Genomic DNA, 20,721 nt, shown 5'->3' with positions numbered 1-20,721 from the left:
GCAATAATATAACTAAATATCCGAAAATCAACTAAATCATATAAAGTTATTGACAGTTTACTACCGATTTAGTATGTAAGTTACCATATTTCCTGAAAGGATGTGTATGGTTGCAAAAAGTGAGATATCCATAGGCGAAAAACTTATTTCGGCAGGCATTATAAAAAAAGATGCCCTGGACAGAGCCATGTCCGAGCACGAAAGAACTAACGCCCCACTGGTCCAGTGTTTGTCTAAACTGAAATTAGCCAAAGAGGACAAGATGCTGGATGTCTTATCAAAGGAATTATATCTGCCGTTTATTAAACTGCGTGATGTGACCATTGACAAGTCTCTTATTCAGAAGATACCGGTCAGGTTCGTGGCGCATTATAAATTCATGCCGGTTAAGTTGACATTAAAACCGGATGGCCTCAACTATCTTTCCGTCGCCGTTGCCTCGCCGCTTAATATAATGATTCTTGATGAACTGAGGCTTCAGCTTGGTTATGAGATAGAAGTTATGCTTACGGTTTCGGATGAATTGATGGGGGCGATGAAAAAATATTACGGCTTGGCGGCTGACACTATGGAAAAGATTATGTCCACTACCGGTAAGGACGAAATGATTATCCCTACTGATATGTCCCTTGAAAAGGTGGAGGATATCGAGAAGCTGGCGGAGGATGCATCGATAATAAAACTGGTTAACCAAATTTTGCTTGAAGCGCACCGCAGCCGGGCTACGGATATCCACTTGGAGCCATACCGCGGTAAAATCAGGCTGAGATATCGGATTGACGGCATACTTTATAATATCAATGTGCCCACGGCAATTAAGAATTTTTATCTTTCTATACTATCGCGCATCAAGATAATGTCTAATCTGAATATCGTTGAGCGACGTTTGCCCCAAGACGGTCGGGCCGTGGTAAAGACCGAAAAAGAAACCCTGGATATGCGTATTTCGATCATACCGACTCCGTACGGCGAAAGTGCGGTTATCAGGTTGCTCCCGACTAAAATGCTTTATAATCTGAGCGATCTTGGGTTAACTCCTGAGGAATTGAGCATACTTCAGATGCTTCTTAATAAACCCCACGGTATCATATTTGTGACCGGCCCGACCGGAAGCGGAAAGACTACTACTCTTTATGCCAGTTTGCACAAGCTGAATACGCATGAGACAAAGATATTAACTATTGAAGACCCGATTGAATATGAGATGGAAGGTATTACTCAGATTCAGGTGATGCCTGAGATAGATTTAACCTTTGCCCGGGCGCTTAGGAGCATGCTCCGGCACGATCCGGATGTTATGATGGTCGGAGAAGTCAGGGATTTTGAGACAGCCGAAATAACCATACGTATAGCATTGACCGGCCACTTGATATTTTCCACGATTCATACTAATGATGCGGCCGGTGGCGTAACCAGGCTTATTGATATGGGTGTGGAGCCATACCTGATAGCGTCTTCTGTCGAAGCTTTTATCGCGCAAAGGTTGGTTAGGGTGATATGCCCGGAGTGCAAGGAAAACGATACTTTAACGCCTAAGGTTATGATAAATCAGATGAAAAAAGAGTTGGGGACAGATGATATTACCCCGTACCGCGGTAAAGGCTGCGATGAATGCAATTTTACCGGTTACCAGGGGCGGACGGCGATTTATGAAATAATGCTTATAGATGAGAATGTCCGTAAACTGGTTCTTGCTAAATCTTCTTCCGACGAGATTAAAAAAGCAGCTATAAGAAATAAAATGAAAACATTGCGTATAGCTGGATGGGAGAAAGTCAGGGCCGGCATAACTACTGTGGAAGAAGTGCTCAGAGTATCCCCGGGTGATCCCCCGGAAATACTTGCGGCAGCAAATCTTGGTTTTAAAAATGAGGCAACGTTCGAAATGCCTTTGGCTGAAACACCAAGAGGCGGCAGAGTATATAATCGTCTTTCAGTGCGAATCCCGATGGAGTTTGCTTTGCATAAAACATCTGTAACGGCCGAAGAAGAATCGTTTCCGAAATACATTAAAACAGTGGCTCAGGATATCAGCCCGACCGGAATACAGTGGTTAGCTGCCGAAACAGTATTGCCTGGCTCGATAGTCAAACTGAAAATCTACCCACCTAATCTTCCTATGATTGAATGTTTGGTAAAGGTTGTTCGTATAGAGGAGGCGAAAGAAACCGTTAAGCCTGGCAGTCAGGCGAAATATAATATTGGTTCTTATTATCTCGATATTGAAAGTTCAGATAAAGCGAAACTGATAGCATTAACCGAGTCCGCCTGATAGTATATTACATCTATGCCGCTGTTTACCTACCGCGCTAAAAAAGGACCGTCTGAAATAATAACTGATACCATTGATGCCGAAAATAAGGAAGATGTTATCAATAAACTTACCCACGAAGGCTTATTCCCGTTGAGCGTTAAGCTGGAAGGGGCGGTTAAGGATAAAAATATCGGTACGGGAGGATGGTTCAGCCGGGTAAAAACCAGGGATATTAATACTATGACCCGCCAGCTCAGTTCATTGCTTAAGGCGGGAGTGCCGCTTCTGAAGGCACTGCATATTATTACCGACCAGACTGAAAATCCGCATCTCAGGAATATTATTCTGGATCTAAGCATTCAGGCCAAGCAGGGGCAGATGTTGTCAACATCAATGAGCCGTTACACAGGTATCTTCCCGCCTTTTTATACCGCAATCATTAAATCAGGCGAGGACAGCGGGGCGTTGCCAGAAATGTTGATTAGGCTGGCCGACTACCGTGAGAATACAGAAGATATAAAGTCGCGTATACGTGCCGCACTGGCATATCCGATTTTTGTAGTGGTTTTTGGATTAAGTACCATCGTATTTATGATGACCGTAATCATACCCAAAATGCAGCTTGTATTTGACAACAGCAAAACGCCGTTACCTTGGAATACCAAGATTCTTATGGGCGCGAGTTATGCATTGAATCATTATTGGTACTGGATATTCGCGGCGATATTTATAGTTTTACTGATAATACGCGGTATAGTAATGATAGATAAAAAAATAGTTGATAAAATAAAGCTGGGGGTTCCTTTCATTAATACATTTGTCAAGAAATCAGAGTCAGCCAAATTTGCCCGGACCACCGGTTTGCTTCTGAATAATGGTATCCCAATACTTTCAGCCATGGATATTGTTATACCGACTTTGAGCAGCGAACCGATAAAAGAAGCGTTGAAAAAGATGACCAATGAGCTCAGGGCAGGTCAGTCGCTGGCCAATAGCATGAGGAATATCAAACTTTTTTTTCCGTTCATGACTAATATGATAGCCGTTGGCGAAGAAGGTGGCCATTTGGATGAGGTGCTTGAAGAAGTCGCCACTTTCTACGAAAGGGAAATAACCGAAGCAACTAAGATTGCTTTAGCCCTTTTAGAGCCTATTTTAATTGTTGTCATAGCCATGATTGTTGGATTTATGGTCATCAGCATATTACTTCCGATACTCCAAATGGGCGGAATGATACAATAAGCCTCTATCTTAAAATTTCAACTCCAGTCCACTCGTGTACGTACGCCCGGGCATTGGATAATCCCGGTCGTCAATGCTACTGCCGAATTGCACCGCGTATTGCTTATTTGCGATATTATCAATGCCTAGGAAGAAATTGACGCTTTTAGTTTTCTGTCTTAACTTCAGGTTGGTTAGCCAGTAGCCGGGCAATTGTTTTGCCAGTGTTGTCACCGCCGGCCAGGCCGAATAATCAGAATAATACTGGAATGTTTTCGAGGTGTACTGAGTTTCGATGTTAAATATAAGCTGTGGAATGTCTAGAACATTTTGGTAGGATACCGCAAAATCCATTTTTCGCGAAGGCGTATAGGCCAGTTTCCGAGACCGGGTAGCCATTGTGTTGAGTACGGCGTCGGTCAGCTCCTGATTCTTCTGCTCGGCATCAAGTAATGTATAATTAATCCTGATTGACAGGTTATTCATGGCGGTGGCTGAGCCTTCCAGCTCCAAACCATTGATTTTCGCTTGATTAAGATTAGTCGGCGTCCAGCGGTTACCCCATGGACCCATTGAACCGTTCGGAGCCCAGGCAATCATGTCATTAAGATTTTGCCGGAATACATTCAGACGCGTCGTCAGCAGTTTTCCCAGGTTATAATTAATACCGACCTCGCCGGTTCCACCTTGCTCCGGTTTTAGGCTACGATTGCCCTCGGCGAAGGAATCTTGCGGCCAGTATAAATCGTTAAGCGACGGCGCCCGATACGAATCTCCGTAGGATGCGCGTAGATTCAAGTCAGTTGTCAGTTGGTATAAAACATTGGCCCGGCCCGAGAACTGGCTGGTAAAATCGGTCGGATTATCGATTCGTCCGCCCAGAGTCAATGTTGTCTTGCCCATGGTTATTTCGTCCTGAGCGAATATGCTGTAAACGGTGCGCTTGGTATCCCACCTTGCATTGGTTAAAACCATAGTAACCGTGTCAAGCTCGTTCGTTTTGACATCATATTGGTATGATTCCAATCCGATGCCGCCGTTAATCGCTTGGTTGCCGGATTTTAGATTATAAATCGCCTCCAGGGCGAATGAATTTGTCCCGTACCGATTATCTTTGGCAATGCGGTTAGTGGAAATCCATTCCTGGTGATTTTGGCAATCGTTGTTGCCGCCTGAAAGGCGTAGTCGCAAATCACCTATTGATGCCAGGATATTGACAAATGTTTTTTTGTCATAAGCCAGGTCATACAAAGATGATACATTATCGTTGCCTAGCGCAATTTGTGATGCGGTTCGCTTGGGCGCATCCAGGGCCGGCCGTGAGCCGGGAAAGTGGCTTTCGCCGTCGTAATAACCAGTATCGATCTTTATGTCCAGCGGCAGGCTGGCGAATCCGGCGGATTTATCCTTGTAACTGAATCTTAAGGTTGTATTGGTCGAATGATGCTGGCTGTTGTCCCGGTTGCCCTGAGATGTTTTATAGTTGCTGTTGAACAGGTACCCGGAGTTTTCATAAGTCATCCCATTGGATATGCGGCTGACAGTGGTGCGATATGTGCCAAACAGAGTAGACGCACCGACTTGCGGCTGGTCGGGTTGTTCCCGGGTGATGATATTAACCACTCCGCTGACCGCATTGGCGCCGTAAAGAGCCGAGTACGGGCCTCGGACTATCTCGATTCTTTCTATATTATCCGTGGAAAGATAAGAAATGTCGGCGGAACCGGTAGCTGGGTCGTTTATATTTCTGTCATCAATCAGTACTAGGGTGTGTTGTGAATATAATCCCCGGATATGAACTGATGAAGATGCTCCTAACGAGCCATAGTTCATTACTCCCAGCCCGGTGGCAGCGGATAGGGCGCTGTTCAGGTTGATGGTGTTTTGACTCTCGATATCCTTCTGGCTGATGATGCTTACCGCCCCGGGCACATCTTTGAGCGGTTTAGGAACGCGCGATGCTGTGACCACGATTTCATCTGTAACTTCACCGGCAAATGTAACTAATTCTGCACACCAGATTATCAATGCCATAGTCCAGATTTGCCATTTATTTCTCGTTACAATGACCATATATTCTCCTTTGCTTACCCGCGTAAGCAGGAATTTTTGGAAAACTATCGAATATTCTGACTTAGGGATAGTTGCTCTTATGGACGGGCAACGTTGCTGCCTTCCCCACCTGACATTATATCAGGCGAGTGGCTGGTAATTGAATTCAGCAATTAATTCTCCCATTACAGTTGCGGGGCAGTGCCCGAATCGCACGGGCTTCCTCGATAGATTTCTGTTATTATTTTTATTAAAATATCCAGCTCTTAAAACCAATCCGGTAATGAATTCTATTTACTCTCCTTTCTGTTTGCCGGTCCATTTATCTTTGGGCACCAGGAAGACATAAGGCTTCTCGGAAATGGGGTTTTCTTTTACCACCACGACTGTTTTGTAAACTTTTTCTATAATCGGAAATGTCAGGACTTCTTTGGGTGAGCCGATAGCCTCAATCCGGCCGTTATTAAGCATAACCAGCCGGTGGCAGTATTCCGCCGCCAGATTCAGGTCATGCAAAATAATGACCACGGTCAGCTCCTTTTCCTTGTTGAGATATCTGAGCAGGTGCAGTATTTCTATCTGGTGTCCGATATCCAGATGCGCCGTTGGTTCATCCAGCAATAAAAGCTTCGGTTGTTGGGCCAGCGCCTGGGCTAAGTACACCCGCTGGAGTTCGCCGCCGGAAAGCTCGGTTATCAGTTTGGATGCCAGCCGTTTGGTTTCGGTCAGTTCCATGGCCTGGCTGATGATGGTTTGGTCTTCCGTGCCGATAGGTTCCAGCCTGCCCAGATACGGATTGCGCCCGAGTGCGATAAAATCATTGACCGAGAAAGGAAACTGCAGAAAAATGAACTGCGGCAGCACCGCTATTTCCTTGGAGAGTTCCCTGAGATGCCAGCTGGAAATTTCCTTATCCCGGTAAAGCACGTGTCCGCTGTATTGCGGTATTACCCGGGTAATCGTCCTGAATAGGGTAGTTTTGCCTGACCCATTCGGGCCGATGATGCCGACTATTTCGCCCTGGTTAACCTCAAACGAGACATCGTTGATGACTGCCCGGTCGTCATAGCCGCAGGTTAGGTTGGATATTTTAAGCATACTCAAACCGTTTTCTTCATTAACAGGCTGATAAAAAATACGCCGCCGATAATTCCGGTGATAACCCCGACCGGTAATTCATTGGGCGCCATGATGGTTCGGGCAAGGGTATCGGTCACGGCTAAAAACAGCGCACCGGCCAGCACGCTGTTTATCAAAAGCATTCGGTGCGATGGTCCGACTATCAAGCGCATGATATGCGGAATCATAAGCCCGACAAAGCCGATAATCCCGGAAACCGCCACGCAGGCCCCGGTGATGAGCGAGGTGATGATGAACAGTGTCCGGCGGGTTGTTTGCGGCGATACGCCCAAATGGACGGCCTTCTCGTCGCCCAGCGTCATTACGTCCATATCCTTGGCTAAAATGAAGGCGATAATAATGCCGGTTAGAATCAGAGAGCCGACAATCAGCATTAGCGTGTAATTTATGTTGGCCAGGTTACCCATTAGCCAGAACATGGCCGATTGTATCTCGGTCGGCTTGGACACGGCGAATATCAGCATCACTATGCCGGAAAATATGAAACTCAGGATGACTCCGCTCAGAATCAGGCCGTGCACGGAGAATCTTTGCTTTGAGGCTATCAAAAACACCAGTCCGACCGCGGCCAGAGCCCCGGCAAATGCGGTTAGCGGTAATCCGAAACTGCCAAGGGCATTAACCAGTCCGGCCACCGGTCCGATGGCCAGTAATGCTGTCACGCCCACGGCCGCGCCGCCGGAAATCCCCAAGGTGTACGGGTCGGCCAGCGGATTGCGCAGTATCGCCTGCAATACACAGCCGCAGGCGGCCAGTCCGGCCCCGACCAGCAGGGCAGTCAATATCCGGGGAAGCCGCACATCAAAAATGATAGTCCGGTCAGTATCTGACATGTTAAAGAGCGATATATTAGTCCCGCCGACAACCAGGCATAGCAATGCCACCGCCGGAATGACTATCAGGAAACCTAATGCCAATAAAGCGCCGCGATTCATATTATTTTGTATTCCATTCGATGATTTGGCTGACCGCTTTGACGAAATTATCAGGCGTCGGTTGGCACATCAGCTCTGCCGGCATGACGTAAATTCGGCCGGACTTGACCGCCGGTATATCCGGAAAGTTACGCCACATATCTTTTGCCGTGGCGGTCATCTCGCCCATCTCGCTGATGATAATCAGGTCGGGAGCACGCCTGATGACTTCTTCTATATTAAAGACCGGCCATTTATTGGCCGCATCTTCGGCAATGTTTCTGCATCCGGTATGTTTGATGATATCATTTATGAATGTATTATTGCCGGCCGTCATTAGCGGATTATTGTTTAGTTGGATGAATACTTTACAACTGCCGACCGGCACATGTTCCCTAACTTTACTTAACTGTTGGTTCAGGTTGCTGAGTATGGCGCTGGCCTTGGATTCTTCGCCCAAGAGCTTGCCCATAAGCAGGAAATTATCCTGGACCATTTTCCAGGAGTCGCTCTCGCCGAACACGAACACTTTCAGTCCCAACTCGCGGAGCTTATGGATAACGGCTGGTTGGTTGGCTTCTTTAGTGGCCAGTATGATGTCCGGATTAAGCGCCAAAATCCGCTCGATGGACGGCTCCATAATATTACCCACGCTCGGAATTTGGGCCGGCGTGTTGCAGTAATCGGTCCGGCCGACCAGCCGGTCTAGCGGGAGAATCAGTTTAAGGTTCTCGGTCAGGGCCGGGGCCAGAGAGATAATTCGTCCGGGCGTTCGGACGGAATAAACAATCCTCGTCGCATCGGCCAGTCCGGTTGTATCCGGAGTCGCATCCTTCCGGGCAGGGCAGCCTGTAATTAACAGTCCCAAAAGCAGGGCGTAAAAATATTTTCTCATAATAATTATCCGAGAATCAGAAGCAGGTATCCGGCGAACAGCACCAGCGCTTCGATAATCTCATTGATTGCTCCGAGCACATCGCCGGTGACGCCGCCGATGACCTTGCGGGCATAAAGCACGATGACGATAGTGATAATCGGGACGAGAATGGCGATGACCACGCCGCCGGCGTAGAAAATCAAGGCGGCCATGGCAACGGATATTATCGCGGCAATCTGCCAATCCCATCTGGAGATATTATTGACGAATGTCCGGGCAATGCCCGGGTAATTAGCATCAGCATAAGGCCCAACGGCCGTGGCCATGACCATAGCCCAGCGGCTCATTATCGGCGTTAATAATATCAGCCGCCAGCCATAAGGTGCGCTTATGACGCTGGCGATGACAGACCATTTCAACAGGAGTATGAAGACTATGCCCAGCACGCCCATGACGCCGATGTGCGGGTCGCGCATTATCCGAAGGATATCGTCCTTGTTGCGGCCACCGTAGAAACCGTCGCACATATCGCTCAGCCCGTCTATGTGTATCCCGCCGCTTAAAGCCGCCATGGCCAGAACAATCAGCGTTGAGGTGATGATATCTGATACGCCCATCCAGCCGGCGACCATCTTTATGAATACCAGAGTCAGTCCGATGCCCAGCCCGACCAGCGGATACAGGCGCATCGACGATGCTAGTTCGGCATCCTTAATTTCGTCTTTGATGCCGGCCGGCAGCGGGGTCAGGAAACTTAGCGCGATTCTGAATAGTCTTATATGTTTAATCATAGTTTATCCCAGCTTTTCAGAGACGTTGGCCTGGCTGAAGGTTGCCATCTCTTCCAGTATTCTGAGCGAGCTTTCGCACAGCATCATAGCCAGCGCTGCTCCAGTGCCTTCGCCCAATCTCATGTCCAAATCCAGCAGTGGTTTCATTCCCATCTGGGCCAGCGCGTGCTGGTGTCCTTTCTCGGCTGAGCAGTGGCTGGGGATGATGAAGTCCTTGGTTCTGGGCGCCAGTTTGACGGCAATCAGCGCCGCTGCGCCCGAGATAAACCCGTCAATGATTACCGGCACCCGTTTCATAGCGCAGCCGATGATTACTCCGGCCAGCCCGCCGATTTCGTAGCCGCCCAGTTTAGCCAGCACGTCAATCGGGTCATGATGGTTCGGTTTATTGATGGCGATGGCATGCTTGATAACCCTGATTTTTCGGTGCAAGCCCTCGTCATTTATGCCTGTGCCGTAGCCGGTCACGTTTTCGACTGTTTTACCGGTCATTACCGCGGTGATAGCGCTGCTTGGCGTGGTGTTGCCGATGCCCATATCTCCCGTGCCGGCGATATCCAGCCCGAGCTGACATTCTTTTTCCACCAGCTTGATGCCGGCCCGGATGGACCTGATGGCGTTGCTCGGCGTCATGGCCGGGCCCTTGGCGAAATTATCCGTGCCGGATTCTATCCGGCAGTCGTGGAATTGAGTATGTTTGTTATCTGCCTTGATGTGCTCCATCTCCAGCTTGCCGGCGATGCCCATATCGGCCACGATGACCCGGGCGCCGGCCTGGCGGGCCAGAACGTTAATGGCCGCGCCGCCCCGCAGGAAATTATAAACCATCTGGCAGGTTACCTCGCGCGGATAGGCGCTGACGCCTTCATCAACCACGCCGTGGTCGCCGGCCAGGGTGAATATTACTTTATGTTTCAGTTTTGGTTTGTCATTAGCCGTTATGCCGGCGATGTGCTTGGCCAACTCCTCCAGCCGACCCAGGCTGTTCCTGGGCTTGGTCAGGTTATCCAGGTGTTTCTGGACCTTGTCCATGGCGTCTTTATCCAGACTGTGTATTTTGGCTATGGCGCTTTCGAGTAAAACCATATTAATGATTTCCTTTTATCTTTAATGGTATGCCGGTGACCATCAGATAGACTTCGTCAGCCGCGGCGGCAGCCATCTGGTTGAATTTACCGGACAGGTCGCGGAAGTCGCGGCCCAGAACCGTTTCCGGCACGATACCAGAACCGACCTCGTTGGTCACCGCAATCACCGTCATATCCGAATCGTTAATCACCCTAAGCATACTTTCGGCCCGTTTCAAGACTTGTTCCTGGTCTTTGAGTTCCAGCATCAGGTTAGAAGTCAGTATGGTCAGGCAGTCAATTACCACTATTTCAGACAGACCCTTAAGGTTAAAAATCACGGTATCGATGTTCTTGTCTTCCTCGACCGTTTGCCATTCGGCCGGGCGTGATTTCTTGTGCGCCGCTATGCGTTTGTCCATTTCCTCGTCGTGGAAACACGAAGTGGCGATGTAGACTACCCGGTGCGTGGATGGCGGGGCGGTTAATTTCTTGGCCAGCTCCACGGCATAATGGCTCTTACCGCTCCTGGCTCCGCCGGTTATCAGGATGAACTTTTTCATATAATTATTTTAATATGTTTAATCGACTCAATCCGTTTAGTTTAATTAAACATCCGGTTTTAGGTTCTGTTTTCCAGAAGCCGTTGAGTCCTTTGCCTGATATCTCTCCCAGGATGATTCTGATTGGTCCGCTGTGGCTGACCACAGTTACGGCACAGCCATTATGGTCGGCGCGTTCCAGTCTTTTTAAGAATTTCAGGACCCTTTTTTGGAGTTGTCTGAGCTTTTCCCCGCCCGGCGCGCCGAAGGTTAGCGGGTTCTTGACCCAACGCTGCATGGCGCCGGGGAAACGACTGCGTATTTCTTCAAAGGTCAGGCCTTCCCATCGGCCTAGGTTTGTTTCCTTTAACTCCGGACACCTGATTATCCGCGCTTTTTGGCCGGCGATAATCCGGGCCGTTTGCATGGTCCGCGACAATGGACTGGAATAAATTACCATACGATTATGGCGTTTCAACTGCCGGGCCAGTTTCCTGGCTTGGGCTACGCCTTTACGGCTCAGCGGCGCGTCAATGGCTCCGCATAACCGACCGGATTCGGTGTAGTTAGTCTCGCCGTGACGGATTAAAAATAGTTTCATATAGCCACAGATTGCACGGATTATTTATTATTGCCCAATAAAAAAACCCCGTGGCGTCTTGATTAAAAAGCGCCACGGGGTTGCACCCTGATTTTCTTAGCCCCGTTACAGTAATTATCACGCCCGGTTTCCGCGAGGCGAAATAACTTTCCGGTACAGCAGGTCTTCTGGCTAACGGCTCACTCTAATCCCCGCGCCTTCCCATCCCGCCCTCGGCGGAGCAGTGGCATTTGCGGGTTTCGTCCCCGTTTACAGCGGCGGGGCCGCTCTCTTTCCCCGGTTAGTGGCAGTTCGAAAGAAGCGAGTTACCTGCCACGTTATCCCGCTTATTTCAGCGGGGCTTGCGTCGGGATGAGATTCCCTTGGCTGTACCTGACGCCATATAGCCACGGATAAAACTCCTGTCAAGAAAATATTTACATTCATATAAATTTGACATCCTTATTTTTTCGGCTATAATCACAATAATGAAGCAGGCTTATTTTGTTGCGGTGCTGGCGCTGGTCATAGCGCCGTTATTAATCTGGGGCGTTAATGAGGACGTGGCCGCGTCGCTATTGAAAAAGGGCGACGAGGCGCTCCAGAAAAACGAGCCGGCCAAGGCTATCGAGATATACAAAAAAGCGTTGGTCGAAAGCCCGGGTTATCCCGAGGCCTACCTCAAGCTGGGCAACGCCTACCTTAAGTCCGGCGACAAGCGCCGGGCCCGGCGCTACTTCGAACAGTGCATCAGTCTGATAAAAGAAACGACCAAACCGACACCGGCGCTCCAGGCCGTCAGTAAGGATGCCTCAGCCAAAATAACTGGGCTGGATAAGAGCAAGCAGGAGGTGGTCGCGATTGAAAAGGAATACGTCAAGCAACTTCTGGCCATTGCCCGCAAGAACATCAAGAAAGACATCGCCTTCACCGAATCGGTGCTTAAAACCGTTCTATCCTTCAGCCCGGCCAACGCCGATGCGGCCAAGCTGATGCAGGAGCTGAAACAATCAAGGGTGTTCGCGCCGTGGCAGGCTATATTCAACGGCGAAAACCTGAGCGACTGGAATATGCAGAATCCGGCTCTGTGGAAGGTGGACAAAGGCGTGCTTATCTGCGATACCGATGAGGCATTGGTCAGCCACCGGAGCAAGCTCCGGCTGGAGCGGTCGTATAAAATAAATCTGGAATTCAAGATTGACAAGTTTAACTCCAAGGGCGGCGGTGTCGGCGTGATACTCGGTTACAACAACAAGCCCGAAGAGCTGACGGTTCTTAGTATTTTTGAGGATGGTTTGAAACTTATCGTCTTTAAGGACGGCAAGGGATTTAATATCAAGGAGTCCGACCTGCCCAAGGACTTTAAGAATGGCGATTGGAATACCTTGTTGATAGAGGTCTCATCAGGCAATCTCAAGTGCTTTGTCAACGATAAGCCGGTGATAGACTACAAGGCTGAAAAGCCGGGATTCTTGGACGGCTCCAGCGGTTTGTGGCTTCAGCAGATTAAGATGAACATCCGGCAGATGAAATACATCAAGGACTGATATGAAACGTTTGATACTGGCCGTATTGATTGGCGCGTTATTCGGGGCGATTACATATTCCGATGACGACGTGGCCCAGGTGTTTATCAAAAAGGCCCAGGATTTGGCCAAGAAAAAGGAATATAAAGAGGCGCTGGCAAATTTCCGCAAGGCCATTGCCGAGGCGCCTAACCTGGTTGACGGTTATTTCTGCTTGGGCGAGATGTACCGCGACATCGGCGAAAGCGAAGAGGCCGCAACCAACTTCAGCCGCGCTTCTGAAATGATATCGGAACAGGAACAGACGTCCAAGCTGAAATCATACCAGTCAAAAATAGACGGCTTCTTCGCGGAATACAACAAGGTCCGCCAGGAGCTGGACAAGGCCAACGAGCAGTTGATAAAGTCATTAATGCCGTTGATAGACAAATACCAGGCCGAGGACATAGAGCTGGCCGTTTACATTATCGAACGCGCGTTCCGGGCTGTGCCCAACGATGAAGGATTGCAAATCAAGCGTAAGGAGCTGGCCCAGAAGGTGACCGAGGCAAAGAAAGCCACGATGAAACCGCTCTTTAACGGCAATGACCTGGATGACTGGGACATCAACCGTGATTGGTCGGTTCGGGAAAACTGCGCCAGTTTTGTCTTCGAAGACAAAGAAATGATTTCCGCCTCATCGACCCGGGTTCGGCTCAACGGCGACTACAACATCATCGCCCGGGTCAAACAGGACAGCGGTTTCGGCCAATCCAATATACTGGCGCTTGGATTTGGCTTCCAGAGCCTGAAAAACTGTTACGTCTTCGGCTATTTTGACGGCAAGCTCCTACTGGGCAAGCATACCCTGGACAGCGGCCGGTACCTGCGGATTAAGGAGAAGGAGCTGCCTGATGTAGATATCTCCGACTGGAACGAGCTCGAGGTCGAAGTGGCCGGCAAGACCATCCGTTGTTATTTGAATGGAGAACTGTGTTTCGAGGCAACCGAGCCCAACAAAGACGCGCTGTCCGGAGTCCAGGCACTGATAGGCAACAATTGCTCCGGCCAATTCAAGGATATTCTTTATTCCAGCGAAGATTAGTGCCACTTCGAACGCAGTGAGTTACTGTCCCTTATCCCGATACGAAGTATCGGGGCTAGTGCCGGTTTGAGTTACTGGCACTTATCTCTTAGTGACACTTCGAGTTTGCGAGTTAGTGTCACTTAGATCCCTTAAGCGAAGCTTAACGGGACTAAGGTGAAAGAGTAGCTTAGTGATATTTGCACTGGGCTAGGGCGAAATATCGGGGCTAAAGCCAGTAAGGAATGATTCGGTAGATTTGGTAAAATAAATTAGTTATTTAATATCAGAAGATATCGCCAGCCAGATAAGCTGAGAAAAAAGGAGTATAATATGAAGACTATAAAACGTATCGGTGTTTTAACCGGGGGCGGCGACGCGCCGGGGCTTAATGCCGTCATCCGGGCCGTGGTCAAGAGCGCCTTCAATCGCGGTTGGGAAGTAATAGGTATAAGGGAAGGTTTCGAAGGTCTGTTGCATACCTCCAAGGCTAAAAGAATCACCACCAAAGACATCACCGGCATATTGAATATGGGCGGCACCATCCTGGGCACCACCAACCGCGGCAACCCCTTCAAGCACCAGGTCCGGGTCGGCAACAAGACGGTGGTCAAGGACGTTTCCCACATCATCGTCCGCAACTTCCGCAAGCTCAAGCTTGACGCGCTGGTGGCTATCGGCGGCGACGGCTCGCTGGGCATTGCCAACCAGCTTAAGAAAAAAGGCCTGCCCATCGTCGGTATTCCCAAGACTATTGACAACGACCTCAAGGCCACGGTCATAACATTCGGCTACGACACGGCCGTATCCACGGCCACCGACGCGCTGGACAAGCTACATTCCACCGCCCAGAGCCACAAACGGGTGATGGTCGTTGAGGTTATGGGCCGTTACGCTGGCTGGATAGCCCTGAACTCCGGCGTGGCCGGCGGCGCCGACATCATTCTCATACCCGAGATACCGTTCAGTTTCGACAAGATTTGCGCCAAGGTCAGGGACCGCTACCAGACCAACCGCAACTTCTGCATCGTGGTCGTAGCCGAAGGCGCCCAACCGGCCGGCGGACAGCGCCTGGTCAAGGCGGCCGGCTCGGCCAGCCACGTCGAGGTGCTGGGCGGGGTCGGCAACCTGGTAGCCGATGAAATAGCCAAAAGGACCGGCAAAGAGACCCGGTCTATGGTATTGGGCCACCTACAGCGGGGCGGTAACCCGACCACGTTTGACCGGCTGGTCGGCACCCGGTTTGGCACGGCCGCGGTTCGGCTCATTGCCGAAGGCAAATTTGGTCGTATGGTCTGCCTAAGGCCGCCCGACATCGGCTCGGTCCCGCTCGAAGAAGCCATCGCCCAATTAAACACCGTGCCCCTGACCTCCGACGTCATCCGCTCCGGTAAGGAACTGGGGATTTGTTTCGGGGATTAGTGCCGGTTCGAACGAAGTGAGTTACCGGCACCTTATCCAGTGCAAATCACAGGGCTAATGATATTTGCACTGGGCTAGGGCGAAGTAGGAACGAAGTGACGTACTGCCACATTAAGTAGAGACGGATACTGATTTAAATGTGTTTGATATGTTATATTCACAAAAGACCGTTGATAGATTCTGTATCATTGTTTTAACAATGATAGCCATAGTGCTTTGTATCTGGATATTCACTGTGTTTTTCAGTAAACACAAAGAGATAGATGGAAAGCTGGAAATTCCGCTCCCAAAGGATGGAGGTATGAGTCCTACACTTGTTACTGATCCGATACTGGAAGAGTTTAGGGTATCAATGGAATTGGATGCCAGCACAGGTAAAACAAAACTAATGATTGGTTCAACATCAGTGGAAAGCTTGGGTAAACTAGAGGAAATCATTCAGGAAGAAGTTTACCGTTTTAAAAAAGATGGTAAGCAAACTAATGCTTCACCAATTACAGTAACATACGATGGCGATGCTCCTGAGTATTACAATATTATACCCGTCGTTATTAATGCTGCGCCAAATGTCCCATGGCAGGATGTGGTTAATGTAATAAGTATTTGTAAGAAAGTGGATATAGGAATCGTGTTTTCTGCTAAGTATATTTTACCGCCTGAGCGTGATTGAATTGGATGGGCGCTCATATGGCGTTCTTCGGCGAAAATGAATAATTCGAAAGGAGCGTTTTATGAAGAATGCAGTAGTAGTGTTTTTGGGAGTAATGCTCCTGTTGTGCATTGGGGCAGGTGAACCGGGGCAACAGGCAACGCCCCGCTTGATTACCGTGACCGGGCAATCAGAAGTCAATGTGGTCCCGGATGAGGTGGTCATCACGCTGGGAGTAGAAACTCTGGATAAGAAACTCAGCGCCGCCAAGACTCAGAACGATGTTAGCGTCAAGAAAATATTGGCTCTGGCTCCTCAATATCAGATTGACCCCAAATATGTTCAAACCAGCCAAATCAGTATCTACCCCAGATATGAAAGCGGCAGTTGGAGCGGACGTAATTTTGTCGGCTATGAGGTTGAAAAGACCATTGTCTTCATCCTCAAGGATGTTTCCAAGTTCGAAGAATTCCTCAGCGGTGTCCTTGAAGCCGGAGCTAATAATGTCCGTGGCGTCCAGTTTCGGACATCGGAACTGAGGAAATACAAAGACCAGGCGCGGGCCATGGCCGTCAAAGCCGCCCGGGAAAAAGCCGTGGCCGTTTCGGCTGAACTGGGGCAGAAGGTCGGCAAGCCGTACACCATTAAAGAAGAAGAGATTTCTTACTATGGTGATAACAATTTTTCCAATTCTCAAGTTAGTCGTGATTCCGGGCAGGGCGCGGAAACGGGCGAGGGGACTATAGCCCTTGGCCAGATATCGGTAAAAGCCAAGTTTACCGTAAGTTTTGAACTGGAATAAGAGAGTAGGGATATAAGTTGTAGTCCAAGGACTACAAGCCGTAGTTCAGGGACTATAAGCCATAGTCCAGGGACTATAAGCCGTAACGACATCGTTATAACTCATATTCACGTGAATATGAGCAGTATGCACAAGGATATAAGCCGTAAACTCCAGTTTTTAAGCCTTAGACTCTAGTTTACCGGTCGTAGACTGCAGTTTACAGGTCGCAGACTGTAGTTTACCATATCTGGTGATATAACCCACTCATAGTTATGCCTCCACCCATAGGTACGATACCGGCTACCTATAGTTAGATATGCCATACCCTATGATTAGTAGTGCCACTCCCTACTGCTATACTAACCATAGCCTATGGATATATTACCCATATCCTATAGGTATACTACCAGCCACCCATAGTTAGATATGCCATACCCTATGGTTAGTCGTATCACTCCCTACTCCTGTACTAACCATAGCCTACGGATACGACAAGAGCTACCTATGGATAAGATATGGTATACCCATAGGTAGTATAGGGGTGGGGTAGGGGGTAGTACTCTATGGGGGGAGGGGTAGTAGGGGGTAGTACCCCCCCTAACCGTATTCACCTTGAAAACCGCATAAAAACTGCATTTTTTATCATTTTTGTTATACTTTTTGCTATTTTACCACTAATTAACACTAAGTTTTAATAGGGCCTGGATGAGGTTGGTAAAAAACAAGTCGGGTAACCCCGATACTTCGTATCGGGAGGCTGCGCTCTGCCAGTGCGTCTTGTGTTTGCACTAATCCCGCTCCACGAAGTTCATCCTGAGTATTTCGAAGGGTTTCGGGGATAAGTCCTTCCAGGAGGCTTCGCTCTGCCAATACGTCGTGGAATTTATCCCGCCTTTGGGCGGGACTCCTACTGGCACTAATATTTTGTGAAGGTCCCGTCAAGCTATGCTTGCGGGATCTAAGTGGCAGCCCGTGAGGGTTCTTGTCCCAAGACCCCTTAGGGTCTAGGGATAACTCGTTTTACTCGAACTGCCACTAAGTCTTGACAAGCCGTTTATTTTGTTATAGATTAAGCCAAATTTATTTTATTCCGCTAAAGGATAAGGAGTAATTTTATGCGCATATCATCCGTTGCCTCCGTGGTATTTTCTGTTTCAACGTTATTCCTGGGCGTTTCCTGCGCCTGTAAGCCGGCCGTAAAGACGGTCCCGCCCATTACACCTCCGCCGGCCGTGTCGACAGAATCGGCTCAGGACTGGCTTGACAAGGGCATTGCCCTGCACTCAAAGGCCAGTTACCCGGAGGCCTTGAGCGCTTTCGACAAGGCCATCGACCTTAACCCTAAGTTTGCCGAGGCTTATTACCACAAGGGCATTGTCTACTGGACATTGGGCGATACCAGGAAGGCCGTCAGCTCTTTCGAGGAGGCTTTGCAGTATAAACCCAATTACGCGCTGGCCAGTTATACCCTGGCTAACGCCTACGCCCGGCTCAAGGCATATACCAGCGCCATCGAATGTTACCGCGACGCCATCAAGGCTCAGCCCGATTACCCCGAGGCTTATTCCAATATGGGGCTGTCGCTTTGGATGACCGGAGATTTTCAGGAATCCATTGACGCGTTCAAGAAGGCCACCGAGCTGAAGCCCGATTACCTTGAGGCGTATTACAGCCTGGGTTATTCGCTTATCCAGTCCAACCGTCATGCGGAGGCGATTGAACCGCTGAAACAGACGGTTAGAATCAGGTCCGATTACTTCCCGGGCCAATACTGGCTGGGCGTATGCTACCGCGAGACCGGCGATTACTCCAACGCCGTCAAGACGTTTGAAAAGGCCATCGAGCTCAATCCCGGCGACGGCGAGACGCGCGACAACCTGGGCCGTACTTATTTACGCTCCGGCGATTATGTCAAGGCCATAGAACTATTCAAAAAGGCGTTGGAAGTAACACCGACGTTCGTTTCATCTCATTATAATATGGGCGAGGCCTACCTGAATATGGGCGACCGGGATAACGCCTTGAAGGAACACGAAATCCTCAAGGATCTGAACGAGGCGCTGGCCGAAAAGCTTCAGGAATTGATAGATCAATTCCAGAAGTAAAACAGCCGCCGGTCTGCCAGAGCCGGATTTATACCACGGCGCTGGGTGCGCTGTCGCTTGAGGTCTACTGGCGCTATCTGCCGTTCGCGCGGTAATTAAAGCCCGGTTTGAGCTGATGAATCACCGCCGTTTTTAGTCATTTCCTTGACAGAATCCGGTAAAGTAGCATTATTTTGGGCTTGTTTTATAGTTCGGCTGTTCGAATGTAGTGAGTTATCCCTAGACCCTGAGGGGTCTTGGGACAAGAACCATCACGGGCAGCCGACTATACCTGGCAGTAATTCGCTAACGCTTAAACTGCCAGAGTATAATTTCGTATGAATAGGAGTGACAATGAAAATCATATCTTCCATAGCAGATAAACACCGGGCCGAACCTTTCCGCATCAAGGTTGTGGAACCTATCAAGATGACCACTCTGGCGCAGCGTGATAAGATATTAAAGAAGGCCTGCTATAATATCTTTATGATTCGCTCCGAAGACGTGTTCATCGACCTGCTGACTGATTCGGGCACTTCGGCCATGAGCGATAACCAATGGGCCGGCATGATGCTGGGTGACGAGTCATACGCCATGTGCCGGAACTATTTCTCGCTTAAGAGCGTGGTCAAGAACTTGTTTGGCTTTGACAAGTTCGTGCCCACGCACCAGGGCCGGGCGGCCGAGCATATCCTGTTTTCCTGCACGGTTGACAAGACCAAGGTTATTCCCAACAACATGCATTTTGACACCACCCGCGCTAATATTGAAGACCGGGGCGGGCTGGCGCTGAACCTGATTAACGACGACGCCTTTGACACTCAGAAGATAAAACCGTTCAAGGGCAATATGGATATCGAGAAGTTGGAAGCGGCTATAAAGAAACACGGGGTTGGTAATATCCCGCTGGTCATGTTAACGATAACCAATAACTCCGGCGGCGGCCAGCCGGTGTCTATGTCCAACATCCGTCAGGTCAGCCGGGTAGCTCACAGGCACGGCATTCCATTTTTCCTGGATGCCTGCCGTTTCGCCGAGAACGCTTACTTTATCAAGACTCGTGAGCCGGGTTATGCCAATAAGGATATCAGGGCGATTGTCCGCGAGATGTTCTCATATTCGGACGGGTTCACCATGTCGGCCAAAAAGGACGGCATCGTCAATATCGGCGGTCTGCTGGCGGTTCGTGATGACCGGCTGTTTACCCGGATAAAAGAGCGCTTGATTATCAACGAAGGGTTTATCACCTACGGCGGTTTGGCCGGGCGTGACCTTGAGGCGCTGGCCCGTGGTTTTATGGAGGCGACCGAATACGAATATCTTAAGTACCGGGTCGGACAGGTTAAATACCTGGGTGATTGCCTGATGGCCAAAGGCATTCCGATTATCCGGCCGACCGGTGGGCATGCGATTTATCTGGACGCCAAAGGCATATTCCCCGGCATGCACCAAAAATTATTCCCGGCACAGGCGCTGACGGTCGAACTTTACCGCGAGGCCGGCATCAGGGCCGTGGAAATAGGCAGCGTTATGTTTGCTTCCAAGGATCGCAAAACGGGCGTGGTTAAATATCCGGAACTGGACCTGGTCCGGTTGGCCATACCGCGTCGGGTATATACGGACAATCATATGAACGTGGTGGCCGACGCGGCCGGACAGATAATGAAGCGGCGGAATAAAATAAAAGGATACCGGATAACCTGGGAACCGCCGACTTTGAGGCATTTTACGGCTAAGTTCGCTCCGGTTAAGTAA

17 protein-coding genes and 2 riboswitches are annotated in these 20,721 nt (G+C 49.4%); of the genes, 9 read left to right on the top strand and 8 right to left on the bottom strand.

The window, feature by feature from the left end:
• The first annotated feature begins 106 nt into the window (after window positions 1–106).
• Window positions 107–2,272, top strand: a complete 2,166-nt coding sequence (locus tag WC980_08420) for an ATPase, T2SS/T4P/T4SS family (protein ID MFA5795068.1) — start codon at window positions 107–109, stop codon at window positions 2,270–2,272.
• Between the two features lie 15 nt (window positions 2,273–2,287).
• A complete protein-coding gene (locus tag WC980_08415) occupies window positions 2,288–3,496 on the top strand; it encodes a type II secretion system F family protein (protein ID MFA5795067.1) in 1,209 nt (402 codons plus the stop codon).
• A 9-nt stretch (window positions 3,497–3,505) separates the two neighbouring features.
• On the opposite strand, the gene WC980_08410 is transcribed toward WC980_08415, so the two are convergent.
• The 8 genes from WC980_08410 to WC980_08375 all read right to left on the bottom strand — a co-directional run bounded on the left by WC980_08410 (window position 3,506) and on the right by WC980_08375 (window position 11,459).
• Complete coding sequence (locus WC980_08410) at window positions 3,506–5,548, bottom strand: TonB-dependent receptor (GenBank protein ID MFA5795066.1); 2,043 nt, start codon at window positions 5,546–5,548, stop codon at window positions 3,506–3,508.
• A gap of 30 nt (window positions 5,549–5,578) precedes the next feature.
• Window positions 5,579–5,800: riboswitch (cobalamin riboswitch) on the bottom strand.
• A gap of 21 nt (window positions 5,801–5,821) precedes the next feature.
• Window positions 5,822–6,625: a heme ABC transporter ATP-binding protein gene (locus WC980_08405; protein MFA5795065.1), complete on the bottom strand. Its 804-nt coding sequence runs from the start codon at window positions 6,623–6,625 to the stop codon at window positions 5,822–5,824.
• 2 nt (window positions 6,626–6,627) lie between these two features.
• Window positions 6,628–7,602 carry an iron ABC transporter permease gene (locus tag WC980_08400; GenBank protein ID MFA5795064.1) on the bottom strand — a complete coding sequence of 325 codons (975 nt, stop codon included), beginning with the start codon at window positions 7,600–7,602 and terminating at the stop codon, window positions 6,628–6,630.
• Between the two features lies 1 nt (window position 7,603).
• Window positions 7,604–8,476, bottom strand: coding sequence for an ABC transporter substrate-binding protein (locus WC980_08395; GenBank protein ID MFA5795063.1), 873 nt, complete (start codon window positions 8,474–8,476; stop codon window positions 7,604–7,606).
• 5 nt (window positions 8,477–8,481) lie between these two features.
• On the bottom strand, window positions 8,482–9,249 hold the full coding sequence (gene cobS, locus WC980_08390) for an adenosylcobinamide-GDP ribazoletransferase (GenBank protein MFA5795062.1): 768 nt from the start codon (window positions 9,247–9,249) through the stop codon (window positions 8,482–8,484).
• Between the two features lie 3 nt (window positions 9,250–9,252).
• Window positions 9,253–10,335 carry a nicotinate-nucleotide--dimethylbenzimidazole phosphoribosyltransferase gene (gene cobT, locus WC980_08385; GenBank protein ID MFA5795061.1) on the bottom strand — a complete coding sequence of 361 codons (1,083 nt, stop codon included), beginning with the start codon at window positions 10,333–10,335 and terminating at the stop codon, window positions 9,253–9,255.
• Window position 10,336: 1 nt separating this feature from the next.
• Window positions 10,337–10,879 (bottom strand): bifunctional adenosylcobinamide kinase/adenosylcobinamide-phosphate guanylyltransferase, encoded by a 543-nt coding sequence (gene cobU / locus WC980_08380; GenBank protein ID MFA5795060.1) that lies wholly within the window; start codon window positions 10,877–10,879, stop codon window positions 10,337–10,339.
• 4 nt (window positions 10,880–10,883) lie between these two features.
• Window positions 10,884–11,459, bottom strand: coding sequence for a histidine phosphatase family protein (locus WC980_08375; GenBank protein ID MFA5795059.1), 576 nt, complete (start codon window positions 11,457–11,459; stop codon window positions 10,884–10,886).
• A gap of 139 nt (window positions 11,460–11,598) precedes the next feature.
• A riboswitch (cobalamin riboswitch) is annotated at window positions 11,599–11,794 on the bottom strand.
• Window positions 11,795–11,926: 132 nt separating this feature from the next.
• Between WC980_08375 and WC980_08370 the strand changes: the two genes are divergently transcribed.
• From WC980_08370 to WC980_08340, 7 genes are all read left to right on the top strand, one after another.
• Window positions 11,927–12,985: a family 16 glycoside hydrolase gene (locus tag WC980_08370; GenBank protein ID MFA5795058.1), complete on the top strand. Its 1,059-nt coding sequence runs from the start codon at window positions 11,927–11,929 to the stop codon at window positions 12,983–12,985.
• A 1-nt stretch (window position 12,986) separates the two neighbouring features.
• Window positions 12,987–14,048 (top strand): family 16 glycoside hydrolase, encoded by a 1,062-nt coding sequence (locus WC980_08365; GenBank protein ID MFA5795057.1) that lies wholly within the window; start codon window positions 12,987–12,989, stop codon window positions 14,046–14,048.
• 312 nt (window positions 14,049–14,360) lie between these two features.
• A complete protein-coding gene (locus tag WC980_08360) occupies window positions 14,361–15,449 on the top strand; it encodes a 6-phosphofructokinase (protein ID MFA5795056.1) in 1,089 nt (362 codons plus the stop codon).
• 148 nt (window positions 15,450–15,597) lie between these two features.
• A complete protein-coding gene (locus WC980_08355; GenBank protein ID MFA5795055.1) occupies window positions 15,598–16,119 on the top strand; it encodes a biopolymer transporter ExbD in 522 nt (173 codons plus the stop codon).
• A 61-nt stretch (window positions 16,120–16,180) separates the two neighbouring features.
• The gene (locus WC980_08350; GenBank protein ID MFA5795054.1) at window positions 16,181–16,900 is read left to right on the top strand and encodes an SIMPL domain-containing protein; all 720 of its coding nucleotides are present in this window, start codon (window positions 16,181–16,183) and stop codon (window positions 16,898–16,900) included.
• A gap of 1,097 nt (window positions 16,901–17,997) precedes the next feature.
• Entirely contained in the window at window positions 17,998–18,987 is a 990-nt protein-coding gene (locus WC980_08345; GenBank protein MFA5795053.1) for a tetratricopeptide repeat protein, read from the top strand.
• A 333-nt stretch (window positions 18,988–19,320) separates the two neighbouring features.
• On the top strand, window positions 19,321–20,721 hold the full coding sequence (locus WC980_08340) for a tryptophanase (GenBank protein MFA5795052.1): 1,401 nt from the start codon (window positions 19,321–19,323) through the stop codon (window positions 20,719–20,721).

It is taken from the genome of Candidatus Brocadiia bacterium, from assembly GCA_041658285.1.
Classification (GTDB): Bacteria; Planctomycetota; MHYJ01; order JACQXL01; family JACQXL01; genus JBBAAP01.
This window is presented reverse-complemented; position numbering and strand designations above follow the sequence as displayed.